Annotated in this window: 34 protein-coding genes; 22 read left to right on the forward strand and 12 right to left on the reverse strand. The window is 70.8% G+C overall.

Going from position 1 to position 22,584, the window contains the following annotated elements:
• The first annotated feature begins 152 nt into the window (after positions 1-152).
• Positions 153-1,214 (forward strand): methyltransferase, encoded by a 1,062-nt coding sequence (locus tag GFH49_RS32960; protein ID WP_155059726.1) that lies wholly within the window; start codon positions 153-155, stop codon positions 1,212-1,214.
• A gap of 111 nt (positions 1,215-1,325) precedes the next feature.
• Here GFH49_RS32960 and GFH49_RS32965 read toward each other — a convergent pair whose 3' ends face one another.
• Entirely contained in the window at positions 1,326-1,961 is a 636-nt protein-coding gene (locus GFH49_RS32965; RefSeq protein WP_155059727.1) for a PH domain-containing protein, read from the reverse strand.
• Between the two features lie 153 nt (positions 1,962-2,114).
• Between GFH49_RS32965 and GFH49_RS32970 the strand changes: the two genes are divergently transcribed.
• From GFH49_RS32970 to GFH49_RS33035, 14 genes are all read left to right on the forward strand, one after another.
• Positions 2,115-2,372, forward strand: a complete 258-nt coding sequence (locus tag GFH49_RS32970; protein WP_155059728.1) for a hypothetical protein — start codon at positions 2,115-2,117, stop codon at positions 2,370-2,372.
• Positions 2,369-2,659: a recombinase family protein gene (locus tag GFH49_RS41090; RefSeq protein WP_196218201.1), complete on the forward strand. Its 291-nt coding sequence runs from the start codon at positions 2,369-2,371 to the stop codon at positions 2,657-2,659. Before GFH49_RS32970 ends, GFH49_RS41090 begins: the two co-directional genes overlap by 4 nt.
• Positions 2,562-4,148, forward strand: a complete 1,587-nt coding sequence (locus GFH49_RS41095; protein ID WP_155059730.1) for a recombinase family protein — start codon at positions 2,562-2,564, stop codon at positions 4,146-4,148. Before GFH49_RS41090 ends, GFH49_RS41095 begins: the two co-directional genes overlap by 98 nt.
• A 92-nt stretch (positions 4,149-4,240) precedes the next feature.
• Positions 4,241-4,447, forward strand: coding sequence for a hypothetical protein (locus GFH49_RS32985; protein ID WP_155059731.1), 207 nt, complete (start codon positions 4,241-4,243; stop codon positions 4,445-4,447).
• Positions 4,444-4,680: a hypothetical protein gene (locus GFH49_RS32990; RefSeq protein ID WP_155059732.1), complete on the forward strand. Its 237-nt coding sequence runs from the start codon at positions 4,444-4,446 to the stop codon at positions 4,678-4,680. Before GFH49_RS32985 ends, GFH49_RS32990 begins: the two co-directional genes overlap by 4 nt.
• A complete protein-coding gene (locus GFH49_RS32995; protein WP_155059733.1) occupies positions 4,677-5,216 on the forward strand; it encodes a DUF2742 domain-containing protein in 540 nt (179 codons plus the stop codon). The genes GFH49_RS32990 and GFH49_RS32995 overlap by 4 nt, the downstream gene beginning before the upstream one ends.
• Complete coding sequence (locus GFH49_RS33000) at positions 5,213-6,385, forward strand: AAA family ATPase (RefSeq protein WP_155059734.1); 1,173 nt, start codon at positions 5,213-5,215, stop codon at positions 6,383-6,385. The genes GFH49_RS32995 and GFH49_RS33000 overlap by 4 nt, the downstream gene beginning before the upstream one ends.
• Before the next feature lie 258 nt (positions 6,386-6,643).
• Positions 6,644-7,009, forward strand: coding sequence for a hypothetical protein (locus tag GFH49_RS33005; protein ID WP_155059735.1), 366 nt, complete (start codon positions 6,644-6,646; stop codon positions 7,007-7,009).
• Positions 7,006-7,368 (forward strand): hypothetical protein, encoded by a 363-nt coding sequence (locus GFH49_RS33010; RefSeq protein WP_155059736.1) that lies wholly within the window; start codon positions 7,006-7,008, stop codon positions 7,366-7,368. Before GFH49_RS33005 ends, GFH49_RS33010 begins: the two co-directional genes overlap by 4 nt.
• Positions 7,365-7,799 (forward strand): excisionase family DNA-binding protein, encoded by a 435-nt coding sequence (locus GFH49_RS33015; protein ID WP_155059737.1) that lies wholly within the window; start codon positions 7,365-7,367, stop codon positions 7,797-7,799. Before GFH49_RS33010 ends, GFH49_RS33015 begins: the two co-directional genes overlap by 4 nt.
• Positions 7,796-8,485, forward strand: a complete 690-nt coding sequence (locus GFH49_RS33020) for a hypothetical protein (RefSeq protein ID WP_155059738.1) — start codon at positions 7,796-7,798, stop codon at positions 8,483-8,485. The genes GFH49_RS33015 and GFH49_RS33020 overlap by 4 nt, the downstream gene beginning before the upstream one ends.
• Positions 8,482-8,739 (forward strand): hypothetical protein, encoded by a 258-nt coding sequence (locus tag GFH49_RS33025; RefSeq protein ID WP_155059739.1) that lies wholly within the window; start codon positions 8,482-8,484, stop codon positions 8,737-8,739. The genes GFH49_RS33020 and GFH49_RS33025 overlap by 4 nt, the downstream gene beginning before the upstream one ends.
• Positions 8,740-8,797: 58 nt before the next feature.
• Entirely contained in the window at positions 8,798-9,190 is a 393-nt protein-coding gene (locus GFH49_RS33030; RefSeq protein WP_155059740.1) for a hypothetical protein, read from the forward strand.
• Positions 9,191-9,222: 32 nt separating this feature from the next.
• The gene (locus GFH49_RS33035) at positions 9,223-9,966 is read left to right on the forward strand and encodes a hypothetical protein (RefSeq protein WP_155059741.1); all 744 of its coding nucleotides are present in this window, start codon (positions 9,223-9,225) and stop codon (positions 9,964-9,966) included.
• Positions 9,967-10,052: 86 nt separating this feature from the next.
• Here GFH49_RS33035 and GFH49_RS39555 read toward each other — a convergent pair whose 3' ends face one another.
• Complete coding sequence (locus tag GFH49_RS39555; RefSeq protein ID WP_196218202.1) at positions 10,053-10,226, reverse strand: hypothetical protein; 174 nt, start codon at positions 10,224-10,226, stop codon at positions 10,053-10,055.
• The gene (locus GFH49_RS40725) at positions 10,223-10,609 is read right to left on the reverse strand and encodes a hypothetical protein (RefSeq protein WP_230396634.1); all 387 of its coding nucleotides are present in this window, start codon (positions 10,607-10,609) and stop codon (positions 10,223-10,225) included. Before GFH49_RS40725 ends, GFH49_RS39555 begins: the two co-directional genes overlap by 4 nt.
• Positions 10,610-10,779: 170 nt before the next feature.
• Between GFH49_RS40725 and GFH49_RS33045 the strand changes: the two genes are divergently transcribed.
• Complete coding sequence (locus tag GFH49_RS33045) at positions 10,780-11,070, forward strand: GntR family transcriptional regulator (RefSeq protein WP_155059742.1); 291 nt, start codon at positions 10,780-10,782, stop codon at positions 11,068-11,070.
• 70 nt (positions 11,071-11,140) lie between these two features.
• Here GFH49_RS33045 and tgmC read toward each other — a convergent pair whose 3' ends face one another.
• The 6 genes from tgmC to GFH49_RS33075 all read right to left on the reverse strand — a co-directional run bounded on the left by tgmC (position 11,141) and on the right by GFH49_RS33075 (position 14,690).
• Complete coding sequence (gene tgmC / locus GFH49_RS33050) at positions 11,141-12,262, reverse strand: ATP-grasp peptide maturase system methyltransferase (RefSeq protein WP_155059743.1); 1,122 nt, start codon at positions 12,260-12,262, stop codon at positions 11,141-11,143.
• Positions 12,255-13,214 (reverse strand): ATP-grasp ribosomal peptide maturase, encoded by a 960-nt coding sequence (gene tgmB / locus GFH49_RS33055; protein ID WP_155059744.1) that lies wholly within the window; start codon positions 13,212-13,214, stop codon positions 12,255-12,257. Before tgmB ends, tgmC begins: the two co-directional genes overlap by 8 nt.
• A gap of 11 nt (positions 13,215-13,225) precedes the next feature.
• Entirely contained in the window at positions 13,226-13,498 is a 273-nt protein-coding gene (gene tgmA, locus GFH49_RS33060; protein WP_230396635.1) for a putative ATP-grasp-modified RiPP, read from the reverse strand.
• A 270-nt stretch (positions 13,499-13,768) separates the two neighbouring features.
• On the reverse strand, positions 13,769-14,044 hold the full coding sequence (locus GFH49_RS40730; protein WP_230396636.1) for a hypothetical protein: 276 nt from the start codon (positions 14,042-14,044) through the stop codon (positions 13,769-13,771).
• A gap of 122 nt (positions 14,045-14,166) precedes the next feature.
• Positions 14,167-14,442 carry a DUF7848 domain-containing protein gene (locus GFH49_RS33070; protein WP_155059745.1) on the reverse strand — a complete coding sequence of 92 codons (276 nt, stop codon included), beginning with the start codon at positions 14,440-14,442 and terminating at the stop codon, positions 14,167-14,169.
• Positions 14,439-14,690, reverse strand: a complete 252-nt coding sequence (locus GFH49_RS33075; RefSeq protein ID WP_155059746.1) for a hypothetical protein — start codon at positions 14,688-14,690, stop codon at positions 14,439-14,441. Before GFH49_RS33075 ends, GFH49_RS33070 begins: the two co-directional genes overlap by 4 nt.
• Positions 14,691-14,835: 145 nt before the next feature.
• Between GFH49_RS33075 and GFH49_RS33080 the strand changes: the two genes are divergently transcribed.
• From GFH49_RS33080 to GFH49_RS33105, 6 genes are all read left to right on the forward strand, one after another.
• Complete coding sequence (locus tag GFH49_RS33080; RefSeq protein WP_155059747.1) at positions 14,836-15,666, forward strand: helix-turn-helix domain-containing protein; 831 nt, start codon at positions 14,836-14,838, stop codon at positions 15,664-15,666.
• Positions 15,663-15,875: a DUF397 domain-containing protein gene (locus GFH49_RS33085; protein ID WP_155059748.1), complete on the forward strand. Its 213-nt coding sequence runs from the start codon at positions 15,663-15,665 to the stop codon at positions 15,873-15,875. The genes GFH49_RS33080 and GFH49_RS33085 overlap by 4 nt, the downstream gene beginning before the upstream one ends.
• Before the next feature lie 371 nt (positions 15,876-16,246).
• A complete protein-coding gene (deoC, locus tag GFH49_RS33090) occupies positions 16,247-17,197 on the forward strand; it encodes a deoxyribose-phosphate aldolase (RefSeq protein WP_155059749.1) in 951 nt (316 codons plus the stop codon).
• 6 nt (positions 17,198-17,203) lie between these two features.
• On the forward strand, positions 17,204-18,634 hold the full coding sequence (locus tag GFH49_RS33095) for an aldehyde dehydrogenase family protein (RefSeq protein WP_155059750.1): 1,431 nt from the start codon (positions 17,204-17,206) through the stop codon (positions 18,632-18,634).
• Complete coding sequence (locus tag GFH49_RS33100; protein ID WP_155059751.1) at positions 18,627-19,517, forward strand: aldehyde dehydrogenase family protein; 891 nt, start codon at positions 18,627-18,629, stop codon at positions 19,515-19,517. The genes GFH49_RS33095 and GFH49_RS33100 overlap by 8 nt, the downstream gene beginning before the upstream one ends.
• Positions 19,518-19,972: 455 nt before the next feature.
• The gene (locus GFH49_RS33105) at positions 19,973-20,212 is read left to right on the forward strand and encodes a hypothetical protein (protein WP_155059752.1); all 240 of its coding nucleotides are present in this window, start codon (positions 19,973-19,975) and stop codon (positions 20,210-20,212) included.
• A gap of 66 nt (positions 20,213-20,278) precedes the next feature.
• Here the strand turns inward: GFH49_RS33105 and GFH49_RS33110 are convergent, their stop codons facing one another.
• From GFH49_RS33110 to GFH49_RS33120, 3 genes are all read right to left on the reverse strand, one after another.
• Positions 20,279-20,779, reverse strand: coding sequence for a DUF6247 family protein (locus GFH49_RS33110; protein ID WP_230396637.1), 501 nt, complete (start codon positions 20,777-20,779; stop codon positions 20,279-20,281).
• A gap of 102 nt (positions 20,780-20,881) precedes the next feature.
• Complete coding sequence (locus GFH49_RS33115) at positions 20,882-21,142, reverse strand: hypothetical protein (protein WP_155059753.1); 261 nt, start codon at positions 21,140-21,142, stop codon at positions 20,882-20,884.
• Positions 21,143-21,281: 139 nt separating this feature from the next.
• A protein-coding gene (locus tag GFH49_RS33120; RefSeq protein ID WP_230396121.1) for an IS3 family transposase occupies positions 21,282-22,534 on the reverse strand; the annotation gives its coding sequence in 2 pieces (ribosomal slippage) (positions 21,282-22,252 and positions 22,252-22,534; 1,254 coding nt in all).
• Positions 22,535-22,584 lie beyond the last annotated feature (50 nt).

Here is a 22,584-nt window from a genome sequence, read left to right on the forward strand (position 1 = left end):
TTCGTCGGCTTGCGGCGGGCCATCATGCGGTCGTACCGCGACAGCCTGGCCTGTGCCTTCTTCATGGAAGGCGGTCGGCGTGGTCGGCGCTGCGTCCCTTGACCGTGCCGGCAGCCTGAGTAAGGCTTACCTAACCTAAGAGAGGAGCAGGCATGACGGCAGCCGAGGGAAACGGTGCGCGACCGGCCGTGGACGAGACGGACCGGCGATACCTGATGAGGCTGATCTTCGGCACCATGGCGGCCCAGACCGTCGGCACGGCCGCGCGGTTAGGAGTCGTGGACGCCCTGGGGGATGGCGAACGTGCCGCCGAAGAGGTCGCGGCCGACTGCGGGGCTCAGCCGCAGGCCATGCTGCGGCTGTTGCGGGCCATGGCGGGACTGGAACTGCTCATCGAGCCCCGGCCGGGCTTCTTCCGTGCCACGTCGGCCGGCGGTCTGCTGGGGACCGGGCATTCCGGCTCCCACGCGATGCTGGCGAAGGTCTTCACCGATCCGCAGATGGTCCGCGCCTGGGAGGATCTGCCGGGAGCCGTACGCAGCGGGGAGCCTGCGTTCCCGCACGTCTTCGGCAAGGGCTTCTTCGAGCGCCTGGAGGAACTGCCCGAGCTATCCGCCGAGTTCAACGCTTCGATGAGCGAGGCCGCCCGGGCAACGGCGGCCGTGCTGCCCGACTGCTACGACTTCGGGCGGTACCGAACGGTGGTGGACGTGGGGGGAGGAGACGGCACGCTCCTGGCCGCGGTGCTGCGCGCGTTCCCGTCCTTGCGAGGGATCGTCCACGACACGTCGCACGGCCTCGCCCAGGCCGCCGAAACGATGGAGCGGGCAGGCGTGGCCGACCGTTTCTCGGCGGTGACCGGTGACTTCTTCGCCTCCGTGCCGGAGGGCGGCGACCTCTACCTCCTCAAGAGCGTGATCCACGACTGGAACGACGAGCAGTGCGTGACGATCCTCAGGAACTGCCGCGACGTTCTCCCCGTAGACGGCCGGGTGCTGATCGTCGAGACGGTGCTGCCCTCGACGGTGGACCTGGCGGTGGCGGGCTGGTACCTCAGCGATCTCAACATGCTGGTGAACCTGGGCGGCCGGGAACGCACCCAAGAGGACTTCACCGTCCTGTGTGAACAGGCCGGCTTCACCGCGCCGTCCATCACTTCGCTCCCCGCCCCGAACACCTTCTCCCTCATCGAGGCCTCCCCGCGGCCGAGCTGACGGCGACGCGACGACAAGGCGCCTTCGACGACGGATCGGGCGAGGATCCGCCGGACATGCCGACGACCGGTTCGTCACCGACGGGTGGTTCGTCACCAACGGGCTCGCCCGTCAGCCCACCGCCACCAGAATCGCCACCAGCACCACCCCGGTCGCCGCAGGCCCCAAGACCTCGTACGCCCAGCGCACGACCACCCCCTCGCCCTGCGCGGTCTCCGCCGCCTCCCGGGCCTCCTGCAGCTCACGCAGATCGTCCATCGCCTGGTCGCCCGCAGACCGGGTCGGCCCGTCCGGCACGGAACCGAAACCGCCCCGCGCAAGGCGCTGCGCGCTGTCCTCGCCGCTCGCCATCGCGCGAGCCTCGCGCCGGGCCGCCCTCTTGCGGGCGCGCAGCGAGACCGGAATGGCCCAGAGCTGGAACTTGGTGCCGGACCGGTCGACGACCTCGTTCGAGTAGCCCGAGCGCAACGAGGCGACCTGCTCCCACGGCAGCACGATCACGCGGAAGGGGTTGCGGATGCGCAGGCGGTCCGCGTTCGCGTACACGGCGGGGCGCACGGTGAAGGCGACGATCAGCGGGACGACGAGGATCATCGTCGCGAGGGCCAGCCAGGGCGTACGGCCGTCGCCCTGGACCAGGGCGTCGATGCCGAGCCAGGCGACGAGGCCGAGCAGGACGACGCCGCCTGCGATGCCGGCGGAGGATCGGAAGACGCGGTCCTTGTACTCGGAGTCCGGGGTGGTCATGCCCTGATTCTGCCTCAGCGGGGTGACGGGGCTCCCCGTGCCTCTTTACAGCCAAGATGCCTGCGCAACACCCATGTACGGAGCGGCCCCGCCCGGTGCACCACCACCAACACGGGGCCTTGATCCACACCCTGTGTAGGAGGGCGAGGACCCATGCGTAAGGCTATCGACCGCGCAGACGCGGACGACAGGAAGTCGGCGATACCCGCCGGCCCGATCGAGTCGGCCCCGTGGTCGGCACTGTCCGGTGAGACCGAGTACCGCGCCGCGCTCGCCGAGGCGTTCGAGGGCGTCGAGCTGGGCGAGTACGACCGCCGCATCATCGAATGGCTTGCCGGTTGGGACTCCCCGACCGTCGCGACTCTCGCGTCTCTGGTGATCCGGGCGCGCAAGGCGGGGGGTGTGCTGTGAGCCGTTCCGCCCTGTTGGAGCGCGCGACGGAAACCGCGCTGACCGCCGGGACCGTGACCGTGACCGGCCGCACGGTGCTGCGCGCGGTGATCTACGCGCGGGTGTCAAGCGACCCGAACAACCGCGGTAAGTCCGTCGCCGATCAGGTCGCCGAGTGCAAGCGGGAGTGCGAGCACCGCGGTTGGCAGCTTGTCGAGGTCTTCGAGGACAACGACCGCAGCGCCTCGCGGTACGACCAAGGAACGCAAGAACTACGCCCGGCTGGTCGAGTTCCTGCGCGCCGGTAAGGCCGACGTCCTCATGACGTGGGAGTCGTCGCGGGCACAACGTGACCTTGAGGCGTATCTCAGGCTTCGGGAGATCGCCGAGGGCAACGGCGTGCAGTGGTGCTACAAGGGCCGCTTGTACGACCTGTCACGTACGGATGACCGGTTCACCACCGGCCTTGACGCCCTGCTCGATGAGCGGGAGTCCGGCATCACCCGTGACCGCGTACTGCGCGGGAAGAAGGCGAGCGCCGCGGCGGGGCGGCCCAACGGCCGCAAGCTCTACGGCTACGCGCGCGAGTATGACCCGCGTACGGGCGAGTTCGTACGCTCCGTGCTCCGTGAGGATCAGGCCGCCATCGTCCGTGAGGCGGTGCGCCGGATCGCGGCGGGTGAGCCCGTCACGGGGCTGTGCCGGGAGTTCAACCGGCGCGGTCTGCGCACCAACACCGGTAGCTACTGGCGCGGTTACACGCTGCGCGCCATGGTCACCAACCCCGGCTATCTCGGCAAGCGGGTGCGCCATGGCGTGATCATCGGGGATGCCGAGTGGCCCGCGATTCTGAAGACGGCCGAGGACCGGCAGGCGTTCTACGCCTGTGTACGGCGCCTGAGCGCGCCCGAGCGGACGACCACCAAGCCGGGCGGGGTCAAGCACCTGATGAGCGGCCTTGCCGTGTGCGGGGCGTGCGGCGGGAAGCTGTCGGCCGGATACCGGGAGAGGAAGCCCGGCCAGAGTGAGCGGCGTATGCGCTACTCGTGCCGGGGCACCGAGGTTCACCACGGGCATTGCGTGTCCATGGACAAGACGGCCCTTGACAAGCGCGTTACGGCGCTGGTCATCGAGCGGTTGTCACGCCCGGATGCCGTCGAACTGCTCGCCGACGACGACGAGCAGGCCGAGCGCATCGCCGCATGGCTCGCCGAGGCCGCCGAGAAGCGCGCCACCCTCGACGAGACCGCCGACAAGGTCGCCACGGGCGAAATGACCGTGACCATGGCCGCGCGGATCGAGGCACAGTTGTTGCCCGAGGTGGAAGCCCTCGAACGGCAGGCGGAGGAAGCCAGCACCGCGCCGGTACTGCGCGGGCTGATCCGGCCCGATATCGCCGAGGTCTGGCCAACGCTCCCCGTCGCGCAACAGCGCGAGGTGATCAAGGCACTCATGGACGTGACCTTGATGCCGACCCTTGCCGACCGGCCCGGCAAGGCCGACATGGAGGCCCGCAAGCGGGCGCGCGTGGAACTCGGCCGACGGTTGCGCGAGCTGCGCCGCGGATACGGGCTGCTCGGGATGGGCGAGCGTCAGCTCGCCAAGCTCGCGGGCTGGCCCCCGCACAAGGTCAACAACGCCGAGCGCGGGCGCGGTACGCCCACCGCCGACGAGGTGCGCCTGTGGTGCCGCCTGTGTGACGCGGAATCCGCGGCTGAGAAGTTGGTCGCGCTCATTCCGGCCGAGCGTCTGCGCCCCGCCGACCGCGTGCGCATCACGTGGAAATCCGACCTGTAGACCCGACACCCACACCCGTACGCCGAACGGCCACGAACCCCCGCGGTTCGTGGCCGTTTCGCGTGCCCGCACCCCTTTTGGAGGCACCACCCGTGACCGACACCGCGCCGACCAACGGCACCGAGCACGCCGACGACTACGCCGCCGAGATCCGGGCGTTGGTGGACGCCGCGCCCCCGCTGAGCGTGCGGCAGCGCGAGCGGCTGCGCCTGGTCTTCCGCGCCCGCCCGGCCCCGTCCGGTGCCGATACCGGCACCGCGAGAGGGCGCCGCCCCGGATCGGGGAGCGCGGCGGCATGACGACCCCCGGCATACCCCCGGCGCTGCGGGCGCGGCGCGGTGCGGCCGACCGCCTGCCCCCGCTCGCGTGCGGGCACCGTGACCCGCTGCTGTGCCTCGCCGCGCCGCCCGGCCCGAGCACGTACGGGCTCACGCCCGCGCAGTTCGCCGCCGAGGTGGACCGGTGCCGCGGGCGGGGTTGGAGCGAGGCCGACCTCGCCGCCCGGTTCGACACCGCACGGGCCGCCCCATGAGCGCCCCACGGACCGCGCAGCGCCCCGCCGCGCCGCCTGGTGCCCGAGTGGCCCCGGCATCGCCCGAGACGGCCGCACACGATCCCGTGGCGCTGTGGGCGTCGGCCCAGGTGACCGCGCTCAACGTCGACCACGTCCCCGAGTACGGCAGTCCGGCATGGTGCGCGCTACGCGCCGCCGACCCGCGCCGCGCGGTCGCGGTCGTCACCGCCGCCGAGCAGTGGCGCCGCCGCACCGCCCGCGAGGCATGGCTCGACCGCCTCGCCGACGACGACCCCGAGGAGTGGTTCCGCATCGTCACCGCGGACGCCAACGCCTACGCCCGCCGCATCGCGCCCGCCCTCGCCCGCCGGCCGACCCACGCGGAACTCACCGCCCGCCGCGCCGTCCGTGCGCGCGCCCGCGATGTGACCGCCGCCCCCGGTTGGCCGCCCGTCGCCATCCCCGGCCGCCCCGGATGGTGGCGCCACCTTGGGCCGCGCGGCGAACCCCTCGACCTCCCGCACAACCGCCCCCCAGGAGAGACCCGACCGTGACCCCCGAAACCGACCCGCCGGGCGAGCCCGCGCCGCTTGACCCGGTGGTGCACTGGCTGACCGCGCCGCCCCCGCCCGACGACACCCCCGCGGACGCTTCCCCCGCGCCCTACGGACCGGGCGAGGGCGCCGCCCCGGCTACGTCGTGGCAGCGTGTCGACCTCGCCCCGGTGCTGTCCGGCCAGTACACGCCGCCCGCACCGACCATCGGGCGCCGGGACGACGGGGCGGGCATGTTCTACCCCGGCCGCCTGCACAGCATCTTTGCCGAGCCCGAGGCCATGAAGACATGGCTTGCGCTCACCGTCACCGCGGCCGAACTCGCTCTCGGTAACGCCGTGGTGTACCTCGATTTCGAGGACGAAGAGGGCGGCATCGTCGCCCGTCTGCTCGCACTCGGCACCCCCGCCGAAGTGATCGCCGAGCGGTTTCACTACTTCCGCCCCGATGGGCCGATGGGCGACGCCGGCCGCGCGGCCCTCGCCCCGTACCTCGCCGCGCCGACCACGTTCGCCGTGGTCGACGGAGTCACCGAAGCCATGGGCTTGTTCGGCCTCAAGCCCAAGGACGATACGGACGTTGCCGGGTTCTGGCGCATCCTGCCCCGCTGGCTCGCCGAGCATGGCCCCGCGGTGCTGCTGCTCGACCACGTCAACAAGGACCGCGAGACCCGCGGCCGATGGGCCACCGGCTCACAGCACAAGCTGTCCGGCCTCAACGGGTGCGCGTTCGTGCTGGAGAACATCACCCCGCTTGCGCCCGGCCAGACCGGCAAGTCCCGCGTACGCGTCGCCAAGGACCGCCCCGGACAAGTCCGCCGCAACGCGCTACCTGGCAGCGGGGGCGCACTGCACTGGTTCGGTGACTTCGTGGTCGAGCCACAGCCCGACGGGTCCGCCCTCGCGTCCCTGCCCGCCCCCATCGAGCGCGAGGGACCGTTCCGCCCGACCGCGCTTATGCACAAGGTGTCCGACGCCCTCGCCGCCGCGCCCGAACCGCTCAGCGTCCGCGGAGTGCTCGACCGGGTGCCTGGCAAGCAGGACGCCGTACGCCGCGCGCTCGCCGCCCTGGTCGACGAGGGCAACGTGACCATGACCCCCGGACCACGGGGCGCCCAACTCCACACGCTGAAACGCGCGTTCACCGATGACGAGGCCCACGCAGCGTAGAACCGTGGCCCACCGTCGCCCGACCGTATCCGGGCCACGGTCCCCAGTGACCGTATGACCGTGTCCCAGTGTCCCTATAGGGGACACGGTCAAACGGGACACAGTCGCAGGCCCCACACCTCCGCCGGGACACACTCACCGTCTCCCCGGCCCCGCCAGCCGCTCTGGGCCGAACCCGAACCCCCATCCTCTGTCGCTCCGCGACGTTCCCTGTCTCGCGCGCGTGCGCGCGTAGACCGACCGGAAGGACCCCACCCCGTGAAAGGCCGCACCGCCGCCGTTTTCGCCCTCGCGCAAGGCGAGCCCACCAGTGCCGCCGCCAAGGCCGCAGGCGTCAGCACACGCACCGTGGAACGCTGGTGCACCGATCCCGCGTTCGCCCTCGAAGTCCGCGACATGCGAACCGAGTTGCTGAGCACCGCCGTCGGGCAACTCGCCGCCGGGGCCGCCGAGGCCGTTACCGCGCTGCGCGCCGCCCTGGTCGACGACGACGGACGTAACCGCGTACAGGCCGCCCGAACGCTGCTCGACGCCTGCCTGTCGCTGCGTGAATCCCTCGACCTCGAACAGCGCCTCGCCGCCCTCGAAGCCGCCGAGGACGACAGGGAGGGCCGCCGCCGATGAGCCGCACGCCCCCGCTCGCCCGCCGCCTGCTCGCCGTCGAGAAGAGACGCGACGGCCGGCGCCTCATGCACTCCCACCGGCTCACCGACGGCCGCACCGTGCGCCTGTCCACCCTCGACGTTCTCGGCGCCGTACACGACGGCCTCGCCCTGCACGGCCAGCACGTCACCGAACCCCCGCCGGACATCGTCCGCACACTGGCCATGCTCGACCCTGACGACGACACGTCGATGATGGGCCGCACCATCCGCGCCGTGGCCGCCGAGTGGTGCGCCGCCCACGACGAACACCGCCCCGTGTCGCTGCACAGCGCCGAAGACGACGAGGGCGCCGACGGGACCGAGGGGGCCGACGGGTGAGCCACCCGGACACCGAGCGGCTGACGCGCGCCGATGGGTCGGTCATCGTGCCCGCGTCGGTCGCGGGTGAGGTGCTGCGCGCCCTGGTACGCGACCTCACGGCCCGTGTGCGCGCCGACGGGGGCGAAGTGGCCCCCGGCGTGCGCCGTCTGCTGTACGCGCTGCACACGGCCGCACAGCGCGCCGACGCGTTCGATTCCGTCACCGCGCCGTTCGATTCCACCGCCGCTACCGGAACCGCGCCCGGCCAGTCGGGCACGGTGTGCGTGGCCGAGGCCGCCGCCCTGATGGGCTGCACGCCCCGCCACGTCCGCGCCCTGATCGCCGACGGCCGCCTGTCCGCCGAGCGTGTCGGGGCGCGCGTGTGGGCGATCGATGCCGACGCCCTCGACCACTACCGACACCACCGACAGAGAGACGCCCGACCATGACCACCACGACCACCGCCGCGCCCGCCGTCGAGCAGGCCGAGCAGGAAGCCACCGAGGCCGAGCAGTTGCTCGCCGCACTGGAGGAACGCGTACGCGACGGAGACGAACAGGTCACCGCGCAGCAGCTCGCCGACGCCCGCGAACTCGGCAGGTTCGCCAAGCTCCGCGCCGAAGCCGCCCGCCGCAAGGCCGACCGCGCCGCCGCCAAAGCGGCCGAGCGGCAGCGCGCCGCCCGCCTCGACCAGGCCGCCGCCATGGCCGCACCCGGCGGACCCCTCGACGCCGACGCCCTCGCCGCCGCGTACGCGAACGCCCGCGACGCGGTGCGGGCGTTCGTCACGGCATCCGAGGCGTTCAACGCCGCCATTGCGGATGCGTCCCGGCTGCTCGCCGCCGCCGACGTGCCCGACAGCAGTGGGGGCGAGCACCCCGCCCCGGGCGCCATGGCCCGTTGGGGCACGCGCACGCTCCGCCTCGCCGACGGAACGGCGCTCAGCGCCACCGGTACGGGGCTGCGCCTCGCCGTCCTGCTCGACGACCTCGACCGCGAGTTCCGCGAGATTCCAACCGGCGACTTCCAACCGCCGTTCGCCCGTACGCCGCTCACCGAGCAGGCCGCCCGTGGGCGCGACGCGAGCCCGAACCTTCCCGCGCTCGCCGAGCTGCGGACAGGGGGCGCCAAGTGACCGCGCGCGAGCACATCACCGACGACAACCACCACCAGGCCGAGGCCGCCCCGCGCCCGCGCGGCGAGCCGAGCGGCTACGTGTCGCCCGCCTACCGCCGATGGGCCGAGCAGGCCGCCCGCCCGCCGGCCGACACGTTCACCCTGCCGACTACCCCGGCGGAGTTGGACGCCATGAGCTACGCCGACCGCGTGCGCGTCTACACCACGGACCGCGCCCTGTACGACCGCCTCACCGGCCGCACCCCGGCGTGACCCCCGTGCCGCCGCCCACGCCCCGCCACCTCGACCGCCGACAAGGAGACCCCCGGCCATGACGACCGCCACCGTTCACCGTGACCAGTGGGACGACGACACCCCCGCCGCCGTCCGTATCCCGTGGCGCAAGGTCACCGCGCCCGACGCCCGATCCGGCCCGCTCAGCACATACCCCGTGATGGGCGACCGCAGCATGGTGCACACCGCCCCGTGGTGGGTCGACGGGACCCTGTACACGGACAACGCCCGATGGCTTGCCCACATCCGCGACACGGCCCGCAAGTCCGGCGCCCCGTTCGCCGAGGAGGACGCGCCCGACGGGCCGCCCGCCGACCACCTCGCCGAGATCGAGGCCATGCGCCGCTACGCCGAGACACACGGGATGCGCCCCGCCACCGTCCCCGCCCCGGACACCGACGGCACCGCGCCGCGCGTCCGCCCGTACTGAACTCCCCACGATCCGAAGGGACTTGACCGCCCATGTTCACCCTCACCGGCCCGAACCACATCGACGCAGGCGCCGCCGTGCACCGGCTCACCGAGACCCGCAAGACCGATCTTGCCGCGCTGCGCCGCCGCCTGTCCGACGCCCTCGCCGCCGCCCACACCTTCCATGACCCCGACCTCACCGACGAAGCCACCAACAAGCGCCGCGCCGACATGGCCCGCGCCGCCCGCGAGCAGGCCGCCGCCGACCTCGACCGCATCGAGGCGCAGGCCAACCAGGCCGCCGCCCTGGTACGCACCGTCGCCGACCGCGCCACCGCTCCGGCAGGGGGCGCGGCCGAGCAACTGCTCGCCGAGACCCGGCAGGCCCGCGCATGGGACCGCGCCCGCGCGCTGCTCGACGCCGGCCGCACCGTGCCCGACATCATCGACGGGGCCGACGCCGACACCCTGTATGCGCTGCGCGCCGAACTTCCGGCCTACCTCGCAGCCCGGCACACCAAGCCGCAGGGCCTCGCGGGCGCCGAGTTCACCGAGCCCGACCCGGCGCGCGTTGTGCACAGGGTCGAGCGCGCCCTCGCCGACCGCCTGCCCGCCGAGCAGGGCGCCGCACTGCGCGCCCGCCTCAACCTCGACGCCATCGAGCCCGGCCTACGCGAAACCCTCGCCGGACTCCGCCGAGAGGTCGACGGCACCGCCGACCCCGGCAACGCCCTGCGCTCCGCCGTCGCCGCCCGCCTCGCCGACCAGCAGGCCGCCCCGCTGTCCGCCGCGTAGCCACCCGGGCAGCGCGCCCCGCCGCACCCCGGGGACGACGAAGCCCCGCCCGGAACGATCCGGACGGGGCAGAGGTCGGCAGCGAGTCAGCCGCGCCGAGGCGGGGCGGTCTCCGCGGGAAGGGGACCGGGGGCAATCAGGGGCGCGCAGTCGGGGCAGGCGTACAGCGTCCACCCGGGGCCGCTCGACCGCTCGACGTAGCGCACCGCGACGGGGGCGAGGGTCAGCCGCTCGCAGCGGCAGCAGACAGCGGCGCTCACGCTCCCACCGCCACCCGGACCGTGCGGGTACCGGCGCCGACGTGCACGCCATGAATCACGGTCGGCCCCACGTCGATACCGCGCGCCGCCATGTCCAGCGCCCACAGTCGTTCGGCCTGCGCCCGCCGCTTCGGGTCGTCCGGCCGCTTGCGAGGCTCCGCGAGCACGTACGGCCGTACGGGGCTGATCGTGTCCACGAAGGGGCGCCGTTCGGCAGCCTCGCGGGCGTACGGGCTCTTGTGCTCCGGCAGCGAGCGCCGGGGCCACGGAGAAGGGGCGGGCACCGCGTCCGGCGCGGGGGCGGGGGTGGCACGGTGCTTCCCCCGAGAGGGCAGCAGCAGCGAGCACAGGCACGCGAGGGCGCGCGCGATAAGGTCGGCCATGTTCGTCAGCTCCCTATTAGCTGATGGGCTCCGCCCCGGTGACGACCTAGCCCGTCGTTGCCGGGGCTTTCTTGTGTGGCCGACCCTAGACCTACCTGTAAAAGCCTGTAAATGGCTGCATGAGCCTGTCAGGAGGTGGCAGGGGGCGGTCGGCCGGATACCGTCGGCCCATGGAGTACGGGCCGGATGACCAGGTGGAGCGCGACGCGCCAGAGGCGCCGTTTCAGCAGCTCGCGGGGATCTTGCGCGCACGCGTGAAGCGAGGCGACTGGAAACCCAACCGCGCCATGCCAAGCGAGAACGCCCTCGCCGACGAGTACGGCCTATCCCGCCCGACCGTCCGCCGGGCGATTGCCGTGCTCACCGAGGAAGGTCTCGTATACGCGGTGTCGGGGCGCGGTACGTACGTGGCCGAGCAGAAGCCCGAGCAGGCACCGGAGGAACCCACCCCGAGCGCGTAAGGAAGCCCCGCCCGTCCGCCACGGGGGAACGACGGACGGACGGGGCGGTATGGAGGCTGTCAGCCCGCGGTTAAGCCCAGGTGAGGCGCTGCCCGTCGGGGCCGACGTGCAGCCGCATACGGTCGGCAGGCGGGCGCCCGTCCGCCTGCCACTGCGTGACGTGCTCGGTGATCTCGTCCCACAGACGGGCCGTGCCGCCCTGCCGGACCATCCACCGGCCGCCGTCTTGGAAGACGACCGCCCACGCCTCGGCGTCCACGTCGATCACGACGTGTTCGGTCCGGCCGTCGCGTTCCAGCGTGAGCCGCTGCGCGCGCGGCGCGGCGAACTGCGCGACGAACCGGGCGGTCCAGTCGTCGAGCACATCCGCGCCCAGCTCCGCAGGCACCGCGTCGCCCTCGCCGAGGTTCGGCAGGATGCCCAGCGGGGGCGGAAGGTGGGGACGGGCCAGCATGAACGAGACCTGTCCGCCGAGAACCGGGCCGCTGGCCGTGCCGTCGTCGGCGACCGTGAGCCGTACGAGTTCGGATGCGTGCATCCATCCGCCGACCGTGACCAGGACCTCACCGCCGGGCCTGGTCTGCGCGAGCCAGTCAGCCGGCACGGTGTGCACGCCGCACGTGGCGATCACGCGGTCATACGGGCTGCCCTCCTTGTAGCCCGCCAGTCCGTCACCGACCACGCGGGCAGGCCAGTACCCGGCGCCCGCGAGCGCGATCCCTGCGCGGGCGGACACCTCGGCGTCGACCTCGACCGTGGTCACGTCGTCCTCGCCGACGACATGGCACAGCAGCGCGGTTGAGTAGCCCGTGCCCGTGCCGATCTCCAGAACGCGCGTCCCCTCGGTCGCCCGCAGGTCTTCGAGCATCCGCACGACCAGACTCGGCAGGGTGGACGACGACGAGGGGGCCGCCGCGATGCGCCCCTCGACCTGGTCGGGGAAGACGCCCCCGGCCACCTGCGTCACGAGGGTGTCGTCTTCGTAGATCCGCGCGAGTCCTTCCGCGGAGTCTCCGGCCGCGGGTCGGTACCAGCCGCCGTCTTCGTACTCGAACCAACCGCGCGAGAGGAACGCCTCGCGGGGCACCGACATGACGGCCGCCTCCCATTCCGGGCTGTGCAGGGCGCCAGCCTTGGACAGGCGCCGCGCGAGGTCGGACCGTAGGTGTTCCGACGGCAGGGGGTCACTCATGCTGACTCGCTCCGTTCTCCAACAGGTCTGCGATTGCGTGTGTGATCGGCAGTCCGGCCGCGTCTTCCAGCCACGCCCATTGGCCGTTGGGGTTGCATTCCAGAAACCACCATGCGCCGTCCGTGGTCACGGCGAAGTCGAAGGCGCCGAAGTTCAGCCCGAAGTCTGCGAGGAACCGCAGCAGCGCCCCGCGTATCTCCTCCGGGCAGGCGACCGGCTCATAGGTGAGGCTCTGGTACTCGGCTCTCCAGTCCACGACCCCCGGCGGCGCGGTGATCCGGGCGCTGAACACCTGCTCGCCGACGACGACCGCGCGCACATCCGCCACCTTGGGCACCTGCGCTTGGAACAGGTGCGCACTGTGGCTCACCGCGCCGTCTACCTCGCCCGCCTCGACCGGGGCGGCCCAGATTCCGGCGGGCTCGCCCTCGACCTCGTACGCCCCCGCGTGCAGCGGCTTGTAGATGGTCGGCTGTGCGGCGCAGAACGCCTTGGCCTCCACCGGATCGTTCGTGATCAGGGTGGCCGGGACCGTGAGCCCGGCCCGGAGCGCCGCGGACAACTGCGCGGGCTTGTACTCCGCCCGCGCGATGGCCTGCGGGTGGCTCAGGTACAGGCACCCCGGCAGCGCGCCCAGCACTCCGCCCAGGCCGCGCCGGTTCTCCTGCGCGCCGAACCGGGCCGCCTGCTCACCGCTACCCGTCGGGTACGGACTCGGCCGACGGTGGTACAGGGCGCGCACGGCGGACAGGTCTGCCGTGCGCTCCCCGACCGTCAGCCGCCCGCCCCATCCGCCCGCCCCGACGCGCGCGGCGAGCACCACGGGCGCCGGGAAGTCGCGCCCCGGGTCGAACCGCAGGACGGGCACCCGGCGCCGGTTCAACTCCGCGATGACCAGATCAGCGGTCGCGTCCTCGAACTCCGTGCAGACCAGCACCGGGCGTCCGTCCATGGCGCTACCCCCTAGTCCTGCGTCGCGTCGTGGCCGGAGTCGCTGTCTACCTTGCCGTCCTTGCCGACCTGCGTGGGCGGGTAGGTGTTCACGCTCGTACCGTGCTTGCCGAGTTCGGCCGGCGTCATCGCGCCGTCCTCCCCGACCCATCGGCCGGTCTGCGTGGCCGGGTCGATGCCCGCGTACCGCCACGGCGAGGGGGAACCGTTGCGCAGCGGAGCCATACGGCGCAGCCCCCACGGGGCCGGTGCGGTGGTCTCTGTACCTGCGAGGCTCGTTTGCAAGTCTCCTCCTTGGTCGCTTCATACGGTGGCTGTGGTGCAGGACCCGCCCCGGTCGGCGCTCGACCTGTCCAAGGGTTACGGGCGGATGATCCAACCGGGGCGGGGGTGGTTCCCGCTCCCCTGCCGGGGGTTGGTGTGGGAGAACCAGTTGACAGGTCATCCCCGGCAGGGGGCGGAGTCTTCACAGGTAGAGCTGTCGTTTGCAGTCCCGGCAGTAGGTCTTGCCGTCTCGTTTCTCGGTCTGCCGGTGCTCACACGTCTTGGTCTTGGTCATCGCGCCACCCCTGCGGGCAGGGCCGCGGCGTACAGGTCGCGGCCCCGGCGGGGCGCCCGGTGACGGCCGCCGGAACCGTCCGCGGGCAGGGCGCGCGGCGGGGGCACGTGGACGGGTACGGCGAGGGTGGCGGACTGAGCGGCGCGGTTCGTGATCCCGTCCCGGCCGTGCGTCTGGACACGCACTATGTGGTCAAGCTCAGCAAGGCAGGGGCCACAGGCGTACACGTCCCCCGTCGCGCCGGGCGTGGTCACCGAGCCGACCCACAGCACGGCCACTCCCTCGCGACGGCAGTACAGCCAACACGACCCCGTCACCCACGGGTTACCGTCGCCGACCTGCGCGACCAGGGGCCAAGCATCACGCCACGGACGCTCGACGGCCGGAGCGAACATCACGCCGTGCCCCCGCTCGCCCGCGCGAGTTCGGCCAGTTCCGCCAGGGGCTGCATGACCGCGTAGTCGCCGAAGTTCCGGCGGTAGCGCCGATGTCCGGTCTCCTGCGTGTGCTTGCGCTGCCACTCCTCGACTGGCCCCGGGCCGCTGTGTGTTCCGGACTCGGCCCCGCACTCGGATTCGTCGCCGGACACGCAGCGCGCTTCGTACTCCGGCTCTGCCGTCGCGTCCTGCTCGATGGTGAACGGGACGTAGCGGAACACGCGCCGGGTCACCGCGCCGCCCCCTGCTGCTCGCCCACGTCCGACCGGAGCGCGGCGGCGAGCGCGCGGGCCGTCGCCACGTTGCAGCGCCCCAAGTCGATCAACGCGAGCGGATCAGGCCCGGCGCAGGAAGCGGCGTCGAGCCCGAGGGAGGGCAGTTGCACCCCCGCCGCCTTGAGCGCGTCGCGCAGTTCGTCGCGCACCCGCTCAGCGTCTCTGACCTTGTCCGGGGCCGTCTGCTGCCTGCCTGCCGTCGTCATGCCTGCCACTCCGTACGCCGTTGGTCGTTCGTCCCTCATGCGGGGCGGGTACTTACGTTGTGTACTCCCAGCATCACCAGCGCGACGTACTCTCAACAGGTCGGAAGGCTTTCCAAACCGCTTGGAAAGAATGGGAGTTGAACAGATGACCGAACCATCACCCGAACTGAACGGTGAGCCCGCGAATGGCCTTGAGTGGTTCGGGCGTGAGGTAGAAGCGGCCCTGGCCCACAAGGGAGCCACCCAGCGGGAGCTAGCCGACTTCACGGGCTACAAAGAGCCGTACGTGTCCAAGGTCAAGAACGGCAAGGCACTGCCGTCGATGCACTTCGCCGAAGGGTGCGACCGGTTCTTCAACACGTCCGGCTACTTCGCCCGGTTGCTGGTTCGGGTGAGCGAGCGCGGGCACCCCGGTTGGTTCGTGCCGTACATCAACTTGGAGAAGCAGGCCAGCCGGGTTGAGGACTACTCCAACGCCCTGATCATGGGCATGTTGCAGACTCCGGCCTACGCGGAAGCCACGTTCCGGGCCACGCACCCGCGCGAGGCTGACGACCAGATCAAGGCCAGGGTTGAAGCCCGGTTGGCCCGTCGAGAGGTCATGGAGCGCGACGCCCCGCCCCTGCTGTGGGTGATCTTGCACGAATCGACGCTACGAACAGAAGTAGGCAGCCGAGCCGTCATGGCTGACCAGCTCCGCCACCTTGCCTCAGATGCAGGAAACCCCCACGTCACGCTTCAAGTTCTTCGCTTCAACGCGGGTGCCCCTGCGTCGTCCCTACCGTTTACCCTGCTTACACCAGACGACGGGGCAACAGTCCTGTACTCGGAGAGCAGGGGGCAGGGCCACGTGACGGACTCCGCTACGGCGGTAGACAACGCGCGCACGACGTATGAGCGTCTGCGGGCTTCCGCTCGCGACCCTGAAGAGTCCTTGGCTCTGATTCGAGAAATCGCGGAGGAGTACGCCAGATGAGCAGCACGCACGGCCCCCGACCCCTGCGGTGGGTCAAGAGCACGTACAGCGGTGGCGAAGGTGGCCAGTGCATCGAGTGGGCGCCGGAGCACGCGGCGGCCACTGGTGAGTTCCTGGTCCGTGACAGCAAGGACCCGAACGGCCCGCACCTGGCCCTGACCCGTGGGGGGTTCGCCAGTCTCGTGGAGTTCGCCAAGCGCCACGGGTGACCCGCGCCCCCACCGGCCCCGAGTGATCGGCCCTCGCCCATGGCGGGGGCCGTTGTCATGTCACAACGGGCACCATCCCGGCGCCTGCCTGCCGCGGATTATCGCCAGTGCCGAGGGGTGACCAAGACGGGTTGGCACCTTCGCAGCACGGTTGACCTGCGCGTTTCCGCCTGCCAGTACCGGGGGGTTGCGCAAGAGGGTTAGCAACCTCGGACATCTCCCCATCTCCCCATCTCTCCAGCCTCTCCGCCCCTCTCCCAGCCTCTCCCAGCCTCTTCGACGCTCTCCCAGCCTCCCCGACCCTTTCCCAGAAGGAACCCCTCTCCGGGGTGTACAGCCGCTACGCGCGTAGATATGCTCGTCTTGTGACCATGCCCACCACTGCACACACCCTTACGGACGTGGCGGCCTCCGAGAGCACGCTGCGCCGCTTCCTCCATGGGCTGCCCGGCGTCGACGCGGTCGGCCTGGAGGCGCGTGCCGCCTCGCTCGGTACCCGTTCCATCAAGACGACGGCGAAGGCGTACGCCATCGACCTCGCCATCTCGATGGTCGACCTGACCACACTGGAAGGCGCGGACACCCCGGGCAAGGTCCGGGCGCTCGGCGCCAAGGCGGTCCAGCCCGACCCGACCGACCGTACGACTCCCGCCACGGCCGCGGTCTGCGTCTACCCCGACATGGTGGCCGCCGCGAAGCAGGCCGTCGCCGGCTCCACGGTCAAGGTCGCCTCCGTCGCCACCGCCTTCCCGGCGGGCCGCGCGGCGCTGAGCGTCAAGCTGGCCGACGTGCGGGAAGCCGTCGCCGCGGGCGCCGACGAGATCGACATGGTCATCGACCGCGGGGCCTTCCTCGCGGGGAACTACATGAAGGTGTACGACGAGATCGTCGCCGTGAAGGAGGCCTGCGGGGCGCACGCCCGCCTGAAGGTCATCTTCGAGACCGGCGAGCTGTCGACGTACGACAACATCCGGCGCGCGAGCTGGCTCGGCATGCTGGCGGGCGCCGACTTCATCAAGACGTCGACGGGCAAGGTCGCCGTCAACGCGACCCCCGCGAACACCCTGCTGATGCTGGAGGCCGTACGGGACTTCCGTACCGCCACCGGGGTACAGGTCGGCGTGAAGCCCGCGGGCGGCATCCGCACCTCCAAGGACGCGATCAAGTTCCTGGTCCTGGTCAACGAGACCGCCGGGGAGGACTGGCTGGACAGCCACTGGTTCCGCTTCGGCGCGTCCTCGCTCCTGAACGACCTGCTGATGCAGCGTCAGAAGCTGGCCACCGGCCGCTACTCCGGTCCCGACTACGTGACGGTGGACTGATCCATCATGGCTTTTGAGTACGCACCCGCACCCGAGTCCCGCTCGATCGTCGACATCGCCCCGTCCTACGGCCTGTTCATCGACGGCGAGTTCGTGGAGGCGGCCGACGGCAAGGTCTTCAAGACGGTCTCCCCGTCCACCGAGGAGGTCCTCTCCGAGGTCGGCCAGGCCGGTGCGGAGGACGTCGACCGTGCGGTGAAGGCCGCCCGCAAGGCGTTCGAGAAGTGGTCCGCGCTGCCCGGTTCCGAGCGGGCGAAGTACCTCTTCCGTATCGCCCGCATCATCCAGGAGCGCGCCCGCGAGCTCGCCGTCCTGGAGACCCTGGACAACGGCAAGCCCATCAAGGAGACGAGGGACGCCGACCTCCCCCTCGTAGCGGCGCACTTCTTCTACTACGCGGGCTGGGCGGACAAGCTGGAGCACGCCGGCTTCGGTGCCGCCCCCCGGCCGCTGGGCGTCGCCGGCCAGGTCATCCCCTGGAACTTCCCGCTGCTGATGCTGGCGTGGAAGATCGCCCCTGCGCTGGCGACGGGCAACACGGTGGTGCTGAAGCCCGCCGAGACGACCCCGCTCTCCGCCCTGTTCTTCGCGGACATCTGCCGCCAGGCCGGTCTGCCCAAGGGCGTCGTCAACATCCTTCCGGGATACGGCGACACGGGCGCGTCCCTGGTGGCCCACCCGGACGTGAACAAGGTGGCGTTCACCGGTTCCACCGCGGTCGGCAAGGAGATCGCGAAGACCGTCGCGGGCACCCGCAAGAAGCTCACCCTCGAACTCGGCGGCAAGGGCGCGAACATCGTCTTCGACGACGCCCCGATCGACCAGGCCGTCGAGGGCATCGTGAACGGCATCTTCTTCAACCAGGGCCAGGTGTGCTGCGCGGGCAGCCGGCTGCTGGTGCAGGAGTCCGTCCAGGAGGAGCTGCTGGACGCGCTGAAGCGCCGCCTCTCGACGCTCCGCCTGGGCGACCCGCTGGACAAGAACACGGACATCGGCGCGATCAACTCGGCCGAACAGCTCTCCCGCATCAGCTCACTCGTCGAGCAGGGCGAGGCGGAGGGCGCCGAGCGCTGGTCCCCGGCCTGTGAACTCCCGTCGTCCGGCTACTGGTTCGCCCCGACGCTCTTCACGAACGTCACCCAGGCGCACCGGATCGCCCGCGACGAGATCTTCGGCCCGGTCCTGTCGGTCCTGAGCTTCCGCACGCCGGACGAGGCGGTGGCCAAGGCCAACAACACCCCGTACGGCCTCTCGGCCGGCATCTGGACCGAGAAGGGCTCCCGCATCCTGGCCGTCGCGAACAAGCTGCGCGCGGGCGTGATCTGGTCCAACACGTTCAACAAGTTCGACCCGACCTCGCCCTTCGGCGGCTACAAGGAGTCGGGCTTCGGCCGCGAGGGCGGCCGCCACGGCCTGGAGGCGTACCTCGATGTCTGATCGCTTGAGTGTGCTCAAGACCTACAAGCTGTACGTCGGCGGGAAGTTCCCGCGTTCCGAGAGCGGCCGGGTGTACGAGGTGACCGACTCAAAGGCCAAGTGGCTGGCGAACGCACCCCTGTCGTCCCGCAAGGACGCCCGTGACGCGGTGGTCGCCGCCCGCAAGGCGTTCGGGGCGTGGTCCGGGGCGACGGCATACAACCGCGGCCAGATCCTCTACCGCGTGGCAGAGATGCTGGAGGGCCGCCGGGACCAGTTCGTGCGCGAGGTGGCCGACGCGGAGGGCCTGTCGAAATCGAAGGCGGCCGTGGTCGTGGACGCCACGGTCGACCGCTGGGTCTGGTACGCGGGCTGGACCGACAAGATCGCCCAGGTGGTGGGGGGCGGAAACCCGGTGGCAGGCCCGTACTTCAACCTCTCCTCCCCCGAACCAACGGGCGTAGTGGCGATCCTGGCCCCCCAGGAGTCGTCGTTCCTGGGCCTGGTCTCGGTGCTGGCCCCGGTGATCGCGACGGGCAACACGGCGGTCGTGGTCGCATCCGAGAAGTCCCCCCTCCCCGCCCTCTCCCTCGCCGAGGTCCTGGCCACGTCCGACCTCCCCGGCGGCGTCGTCAACGTCCTCTCCGGCCGTACGGCAGAAATCGCCACCCCCCTCGCCGCCCACCAGGACGTCAACGCGATCGACCTCGCGGGCGCCGACACCGACGATGGCCTGGCAAAGGAACTGGAGATCGCCGCGACCGACAACCTCAAGCGCGTCCTGCGTCCACAGCCTGTGGACTACACCGAGACTCCGGGCATCGACCGCATGACAGCGTTCCTGGAAACGAAGACGGTCTGGCACCCGACGGGGTCGCTGGGCGCGTCGGGCTCCTCCTACTGACGGCGGCCTCTTTAAACCAGAGAGCCACGCTTCCCCTCCGTCCGGAGCGAAGCGCGGCTCTCTGCTCGTCGGGTCAGCCGAGGGCAGTCCGTGTCGCACCGCCGTGCCTTGTGACTCGGGGTCGGCAATCGACCTTGACCATCCCCCTGACGAAGGCCTCGTCCGTGGCCTTCTGCGCATCGCTCTTCTCGATGATCCGCGCCATCGCCCCGCCCCCGCTCCCCGTTCTCCGCCGTGCGTGTCCCGCCGTGTTCACACACCCGGGTATCCCCAGGCACACGCGTCGACAGCTGTGTCACGGAACACTCTAGGACGCCCCACTGACAACGCGTCGCGTACAGATCACACTGGGCAGTGCGACGGTCACTCCATCATTCCACCAGCGGTAGAGTGGTCACGCGGCAGACCAGGCCCGACGACGCAATGGAACGACCATCGAAACGAGGGAACCTGAGATGCCCGAAGACGAGATCGCACAGGCCGAGATCGCCGCCCTGACCCGTCGCTTCGAAGAGCGGGCTGAGAAGACCGACCGCGAGTTCGGAATCGTGAAGAGCGACCTGACCGCCGTACGACTGCAGGTCGGGAACCTCGATCAGAAGCTCGACTCCTTCATCACCGAGCAGCGCGCGGCGAACGCACGGATCATCGAGTTGTTGTCTGGCCTCGTAGGCACGGACCCCAACATCGGCTGACCACCGACACGGCCGGATGATGGTGTCCGGTCGCGGGCGCGGGGCTGTACTCCCAGGTCCAGTCACTCACGCGGCGTCGGCCTCCGCGTCGGCGAGGATGCGGCCGAGTTCGGCGGAGGCGGCTCGGCGTGCGGCGCGGTCTTCGCTGGTGGCAACGATCTGTTCGCAATCACGGAAACGCGCGGCACGCTCGGGCCGGCGATGGATGGCGACCCATGCCCACCAGTGGTCAATGAAGTGTCGGCCGGGGAGAAGGCTGAATTCGTCGCGCGCCTGTGCCATGGACTCGGTCCAGTGCGCATCGAACTTGGACAGAGCTTCGGGATCGAGGCGGGCGACGGCTATGCGCAGGGCGGCTGTGTGTTTGGCGAGGCGATCGGCTACGCGGTCCCGGGCCTCGTACAGGGAGCTGCGGTCCCGGTCGGTGACGGCTGCGAGGGCGGCGACGCGGTTCGCCGGCATGTCGTCTGCGGTGAGGACGTGGTGAATGCGTTCGTCGATCTTTTCGCGTAGCTCGTCAGCCTGACGGATCAGGTCGGCGACTTCCTTGATGTCGGGGTGCTCCATGGCGGCGCGGGTCTTGGGTGAGAAGGCCATGTGGCCATGGTGTGGCATCTGGACTGTCGGGCGCAGCCTGCTGGGCTGTCCCCACAGTTTCGGATGGATCGCTCAGAGAACCTCCCCTCTGCTGCGGGCGTTGGCCTGGGCCACCCGCGCCCACATCAGGGCCTCCGCATCCGCACGGACGTTCAGCGGCTTCACGTCGCCGGGCCGGGCCGTCCACTCCGTCCCACCGCCCTCGGGGCGCAGCCACACGAGCTCATCCTGGTGGTCCATGACGATCCCGCGCCTCTCCAGCCGCGTGTCGTGGGCGAGTTGACCGACCGGGAGCCGGGTCTCGGAGTGCTTCTGCAAGTTCTCGCTGTTCACGCCCTCAGCGTCGCGAGCGGGCACGGTCGTCGACCAGGGTGACGGTGTTCCGAACCGGGTTACGGAACAACCACCACCTGCCCCTTTTCACGGCTGGCACCCACACTGTCACTGAACCGCCCCGAGTTCGATAGAGATCTCAGATGGTTGTTGTGACCTGGTGTTTCGTGGTTCCCAGGTAGTAGTTGGTCTCGTATTCGACGGGCGGGATGTGGCCTATTTCACCGTGGAGTCGGCGGTGGCAGTACCAGTCAACCCATTCGGCGGTAGCCAGCTCGACCTCGCTCAGGGTCTTCCAGGGGCGGCGGGGCTTGATGATCTCGGTCTTGTACAGGCCGATCGTCGACTCCATCAGCGCGTTGTCGTAGGCGTCGCCGACCGAGCCGATCGAGGCCGCGATGCCGGCGGCGTCGAGGTGTTCGGCGAGCTTGAACGACGTGTACTGGCTGCCCGCATCTGAGTGATGAATCAGCTCGCCAGGGATGTGGGGGCGGCCTTCACGGTCGCGCTGCCAAAGCCCCATCTCCAATGCATCCAGGACGAGTTGGGTCTCTTTGGAGGTGGAGGCGGACCAGCCGACGATGCGGCGGGAGAAGGTGTCCACGACGAAGGCGACGTAGACGACCCCCGCCCACGTGGCCACATGCGTGAAGTCGGCGACCCAGCAGCGGTTCGGTGCGTCGGCGACGAACTTGCGGTCCACCCGGTCCGGTGCCCGGTCGGCCGTTTCGTCGGGGATCGTGGTGATCACTCTCTTGCCCCGCACGGCGCCGGCGATGCCCATCTCGCGCATCAGCCGCTCGACGGTGCAGCGGGCCACCCGGTGGCCCTGGCGGTTCAGCTCGCGCCAGATCTTCCTTGCCCCGTAGACACGGAAGTTGGACGTGTAGACCTCCTGGATCAGCTCCTTGAGTTCCTCGTCCCGCACGGTTCGCGCGGACGGGTTCTGGAGTCGTTTCTTGTGGGCGTAGTAGGTGGATGGGGCGATCTTGCAATCGTGCTCGGACAGCACGCGGCAGATCGGCTCGACACCGCCGAAGCGGTCCCGGTGCTCGTCGATGAACGCTACGAGCGCAGGTGTGGCCGGTCGAGCTCGGCCGCGAAGAAACTCGCCGCAGCCTTCAGGATCTCGTTCGCCCGCTTGAGTTCAGCGTTCTCCCTCTTCAACGCCTTGATCTGCGCGGACTCCTCCGTCGTCGTCCCCGGCCGCTGCCCGGAGTCGACCTGGTCCTGCCGCACCCACTTGCGCAGCGTCTCATTCGAGCCGATGCCCAGTTTCTCGGCCACGGCCTTGATCGCGGCGGACTCGGTCGGGTAGTCGCCGCGAACTTCGGCGACCATGCGCACCGCGCGACGGCGCAGCTCAAGCGGATAGGAGGAAGGTCGTGCCATGACTCGATCCTTTCACGAAATCGAGTCTCCATTCGAGCCGGGGCGGTTCA

It is taken from the genome of Streptomyces blattellae, assembly GCF_009709555.1.
GTDB lineage: Bacteria > Actinomycetota > Actinomycetes > Streptomycetales > Streptomycetaceae > Streptomyces > Streptomyces blattellae.

Excerpts from the sequence above, each read along its gene's own strand:
- GFH49_RS32970 (WP_155059728.1), top strand. The coding sequence starts at position 2,115 with ATGCGTAAGGCTATCGACCGCGCAGACGCGGACGACAGGAAGTCGGCG.
- tgmB (WP_155059744.1), bottom strand. The coding sequence starts at position 13,214 with ATGGACGGACGCCCGGTGCTGGTCTGCACGGAGTTCGAGGACGCGACC.
- GFH49_RS32960 (WP_155059726.1), top strand. The coding sequence starts at position 153 with ATGACGGCAGCCGAGGGAAACGGTGCGCGACCGGCCGTGGACGAGACG.
- tgmC (WP_155059743.1), bottom strand. The coding sequence starts at position 12,262 with ATGAGTGACCCCCTGCCGTCGGAACACCTACGGTCCGACCTCGCGCGG.
- GFH49_RS33100 (WP_155059751.1), top strand. The coding sequence starts at position 18,627 with ATGTCTGATCGCTTGAGTGTGCTCAAGACCTACAAGCTGTACGTCGGC.
- GFH49_RS33080 (WP_155059747.1), top strand. The coding sequence starts at position 14,836 with ATGACCGAACCATCACCCGAACTGAACGGTGAGCCCGCGAATGGCCTT.
- GFH49_RS33110 (WP_230396637.1), bottom strand. The coding sequence starts at position 20,779 with ATGGAGCACCCCGACATCAAGGAAGTCGCCGACCTGATCCGTCAGGCT.
- GFH49_RS33105 (WP_155059752.1), top strand. The coding sequence starts at position 19,973 with ATGCCCGAAGACGAGATCGCACAGGCCGAGATCGCCGCCCTGACCCGT.
- GFH49_RS32990 (WP_155059732.1), top strand. The coding sequence starts at position 4,444 with ATGACGACCCCCGGCATACCCCCGGCGCTGCGGGCGCGGCGCGGTGCG.
- GFH49_RS33020 (WP_155059738.1), top strand. The coding sequence starts at position 7,796 with ATGACCACCACGACCACCGCCGCGCCCGCCGTCGAGCAGGCCGAGCAG.
- GFH49_RS33010 (WP_155059736.1), top strand. The coding sequence starts at position 7,006 with ATGAGCCGCACGCCCCCGCTCGCCCGCCGCCTGCTCGCCGTCGAGAAG.
- GFH49_RS32995 (WP_155059733.1), top strand. The coding sequence starts at position 4,677 with ATGAGCGCCCCACGGACCGCGCAGCGCCCCGCCGCGCCGCCTGGTGCC.
- GFH49_RS33045 (WP_155059742.1), top strand. The coding sequence starts at position 10,780 with ATGGAGTACGGGCCGGATGACCAGGTGGAGCGCGACGCGCCAGAGGCG.
- GFH49_RS33075 (WP_155059746.1), bottom strand. The coding sequence starts at position 14,690 with ATGACGACGGCAGGCAGGCAGCAGACGGCCCCGGACAAGGTCAGAGAC.
- GFH49_RS40725 (WP_230396634.1), bottom strand. The coding sequence starts at position 10,609 with ATGGCCGACCTTATCGCGCGCGCCCTCGCGTGCCTGTGCTCGCTGCTG.
- GFH49_RS33095 (WP_155059750.1), top strand. The coding sequence starts at position 17,204 with ATGGCTTTTGAGTACGCACCCGCACCCGAGTCCCGCTCGATCGTCGAC.
- deoC (WP_155059749.1), top strand. The coding sequence starts at position 16,247 with ATGCCCACCACTGCACACACCCTTACGGACGTGGCGGCCTCCGAGAGC.
- GFH49_RS33085 (WP_155059748.1), top strand. The coding sequence starts at position 15,663 with ATGAGCAGCACGCACGGCCCCCGACCCCTGCGGTGGGTCAAGAGCACG.
- GFH49_RS33035 (WP_155059741.1), top strand. The coding sequence starts at position 9,223 with ATGTTCACCCTCACCGGCCCGAACCACATCGACGCAGGCGCCGCCGTG.
- GFH49_RS33030 (WP_155059740.1), top strand. The coding sequence starts at position 8,798 with ATGACGACCGCCACCGTTCACCGTGACCAGTGGGACGACGACACCCCC.
- GFH49_RS32965 (WP_155059727.1), bottom strand. The coding sequence starts at position 1,961 with ATGACCACCCCGGACTCCGAGTACAAGGACCGCGTCTTCCGATCCTCC.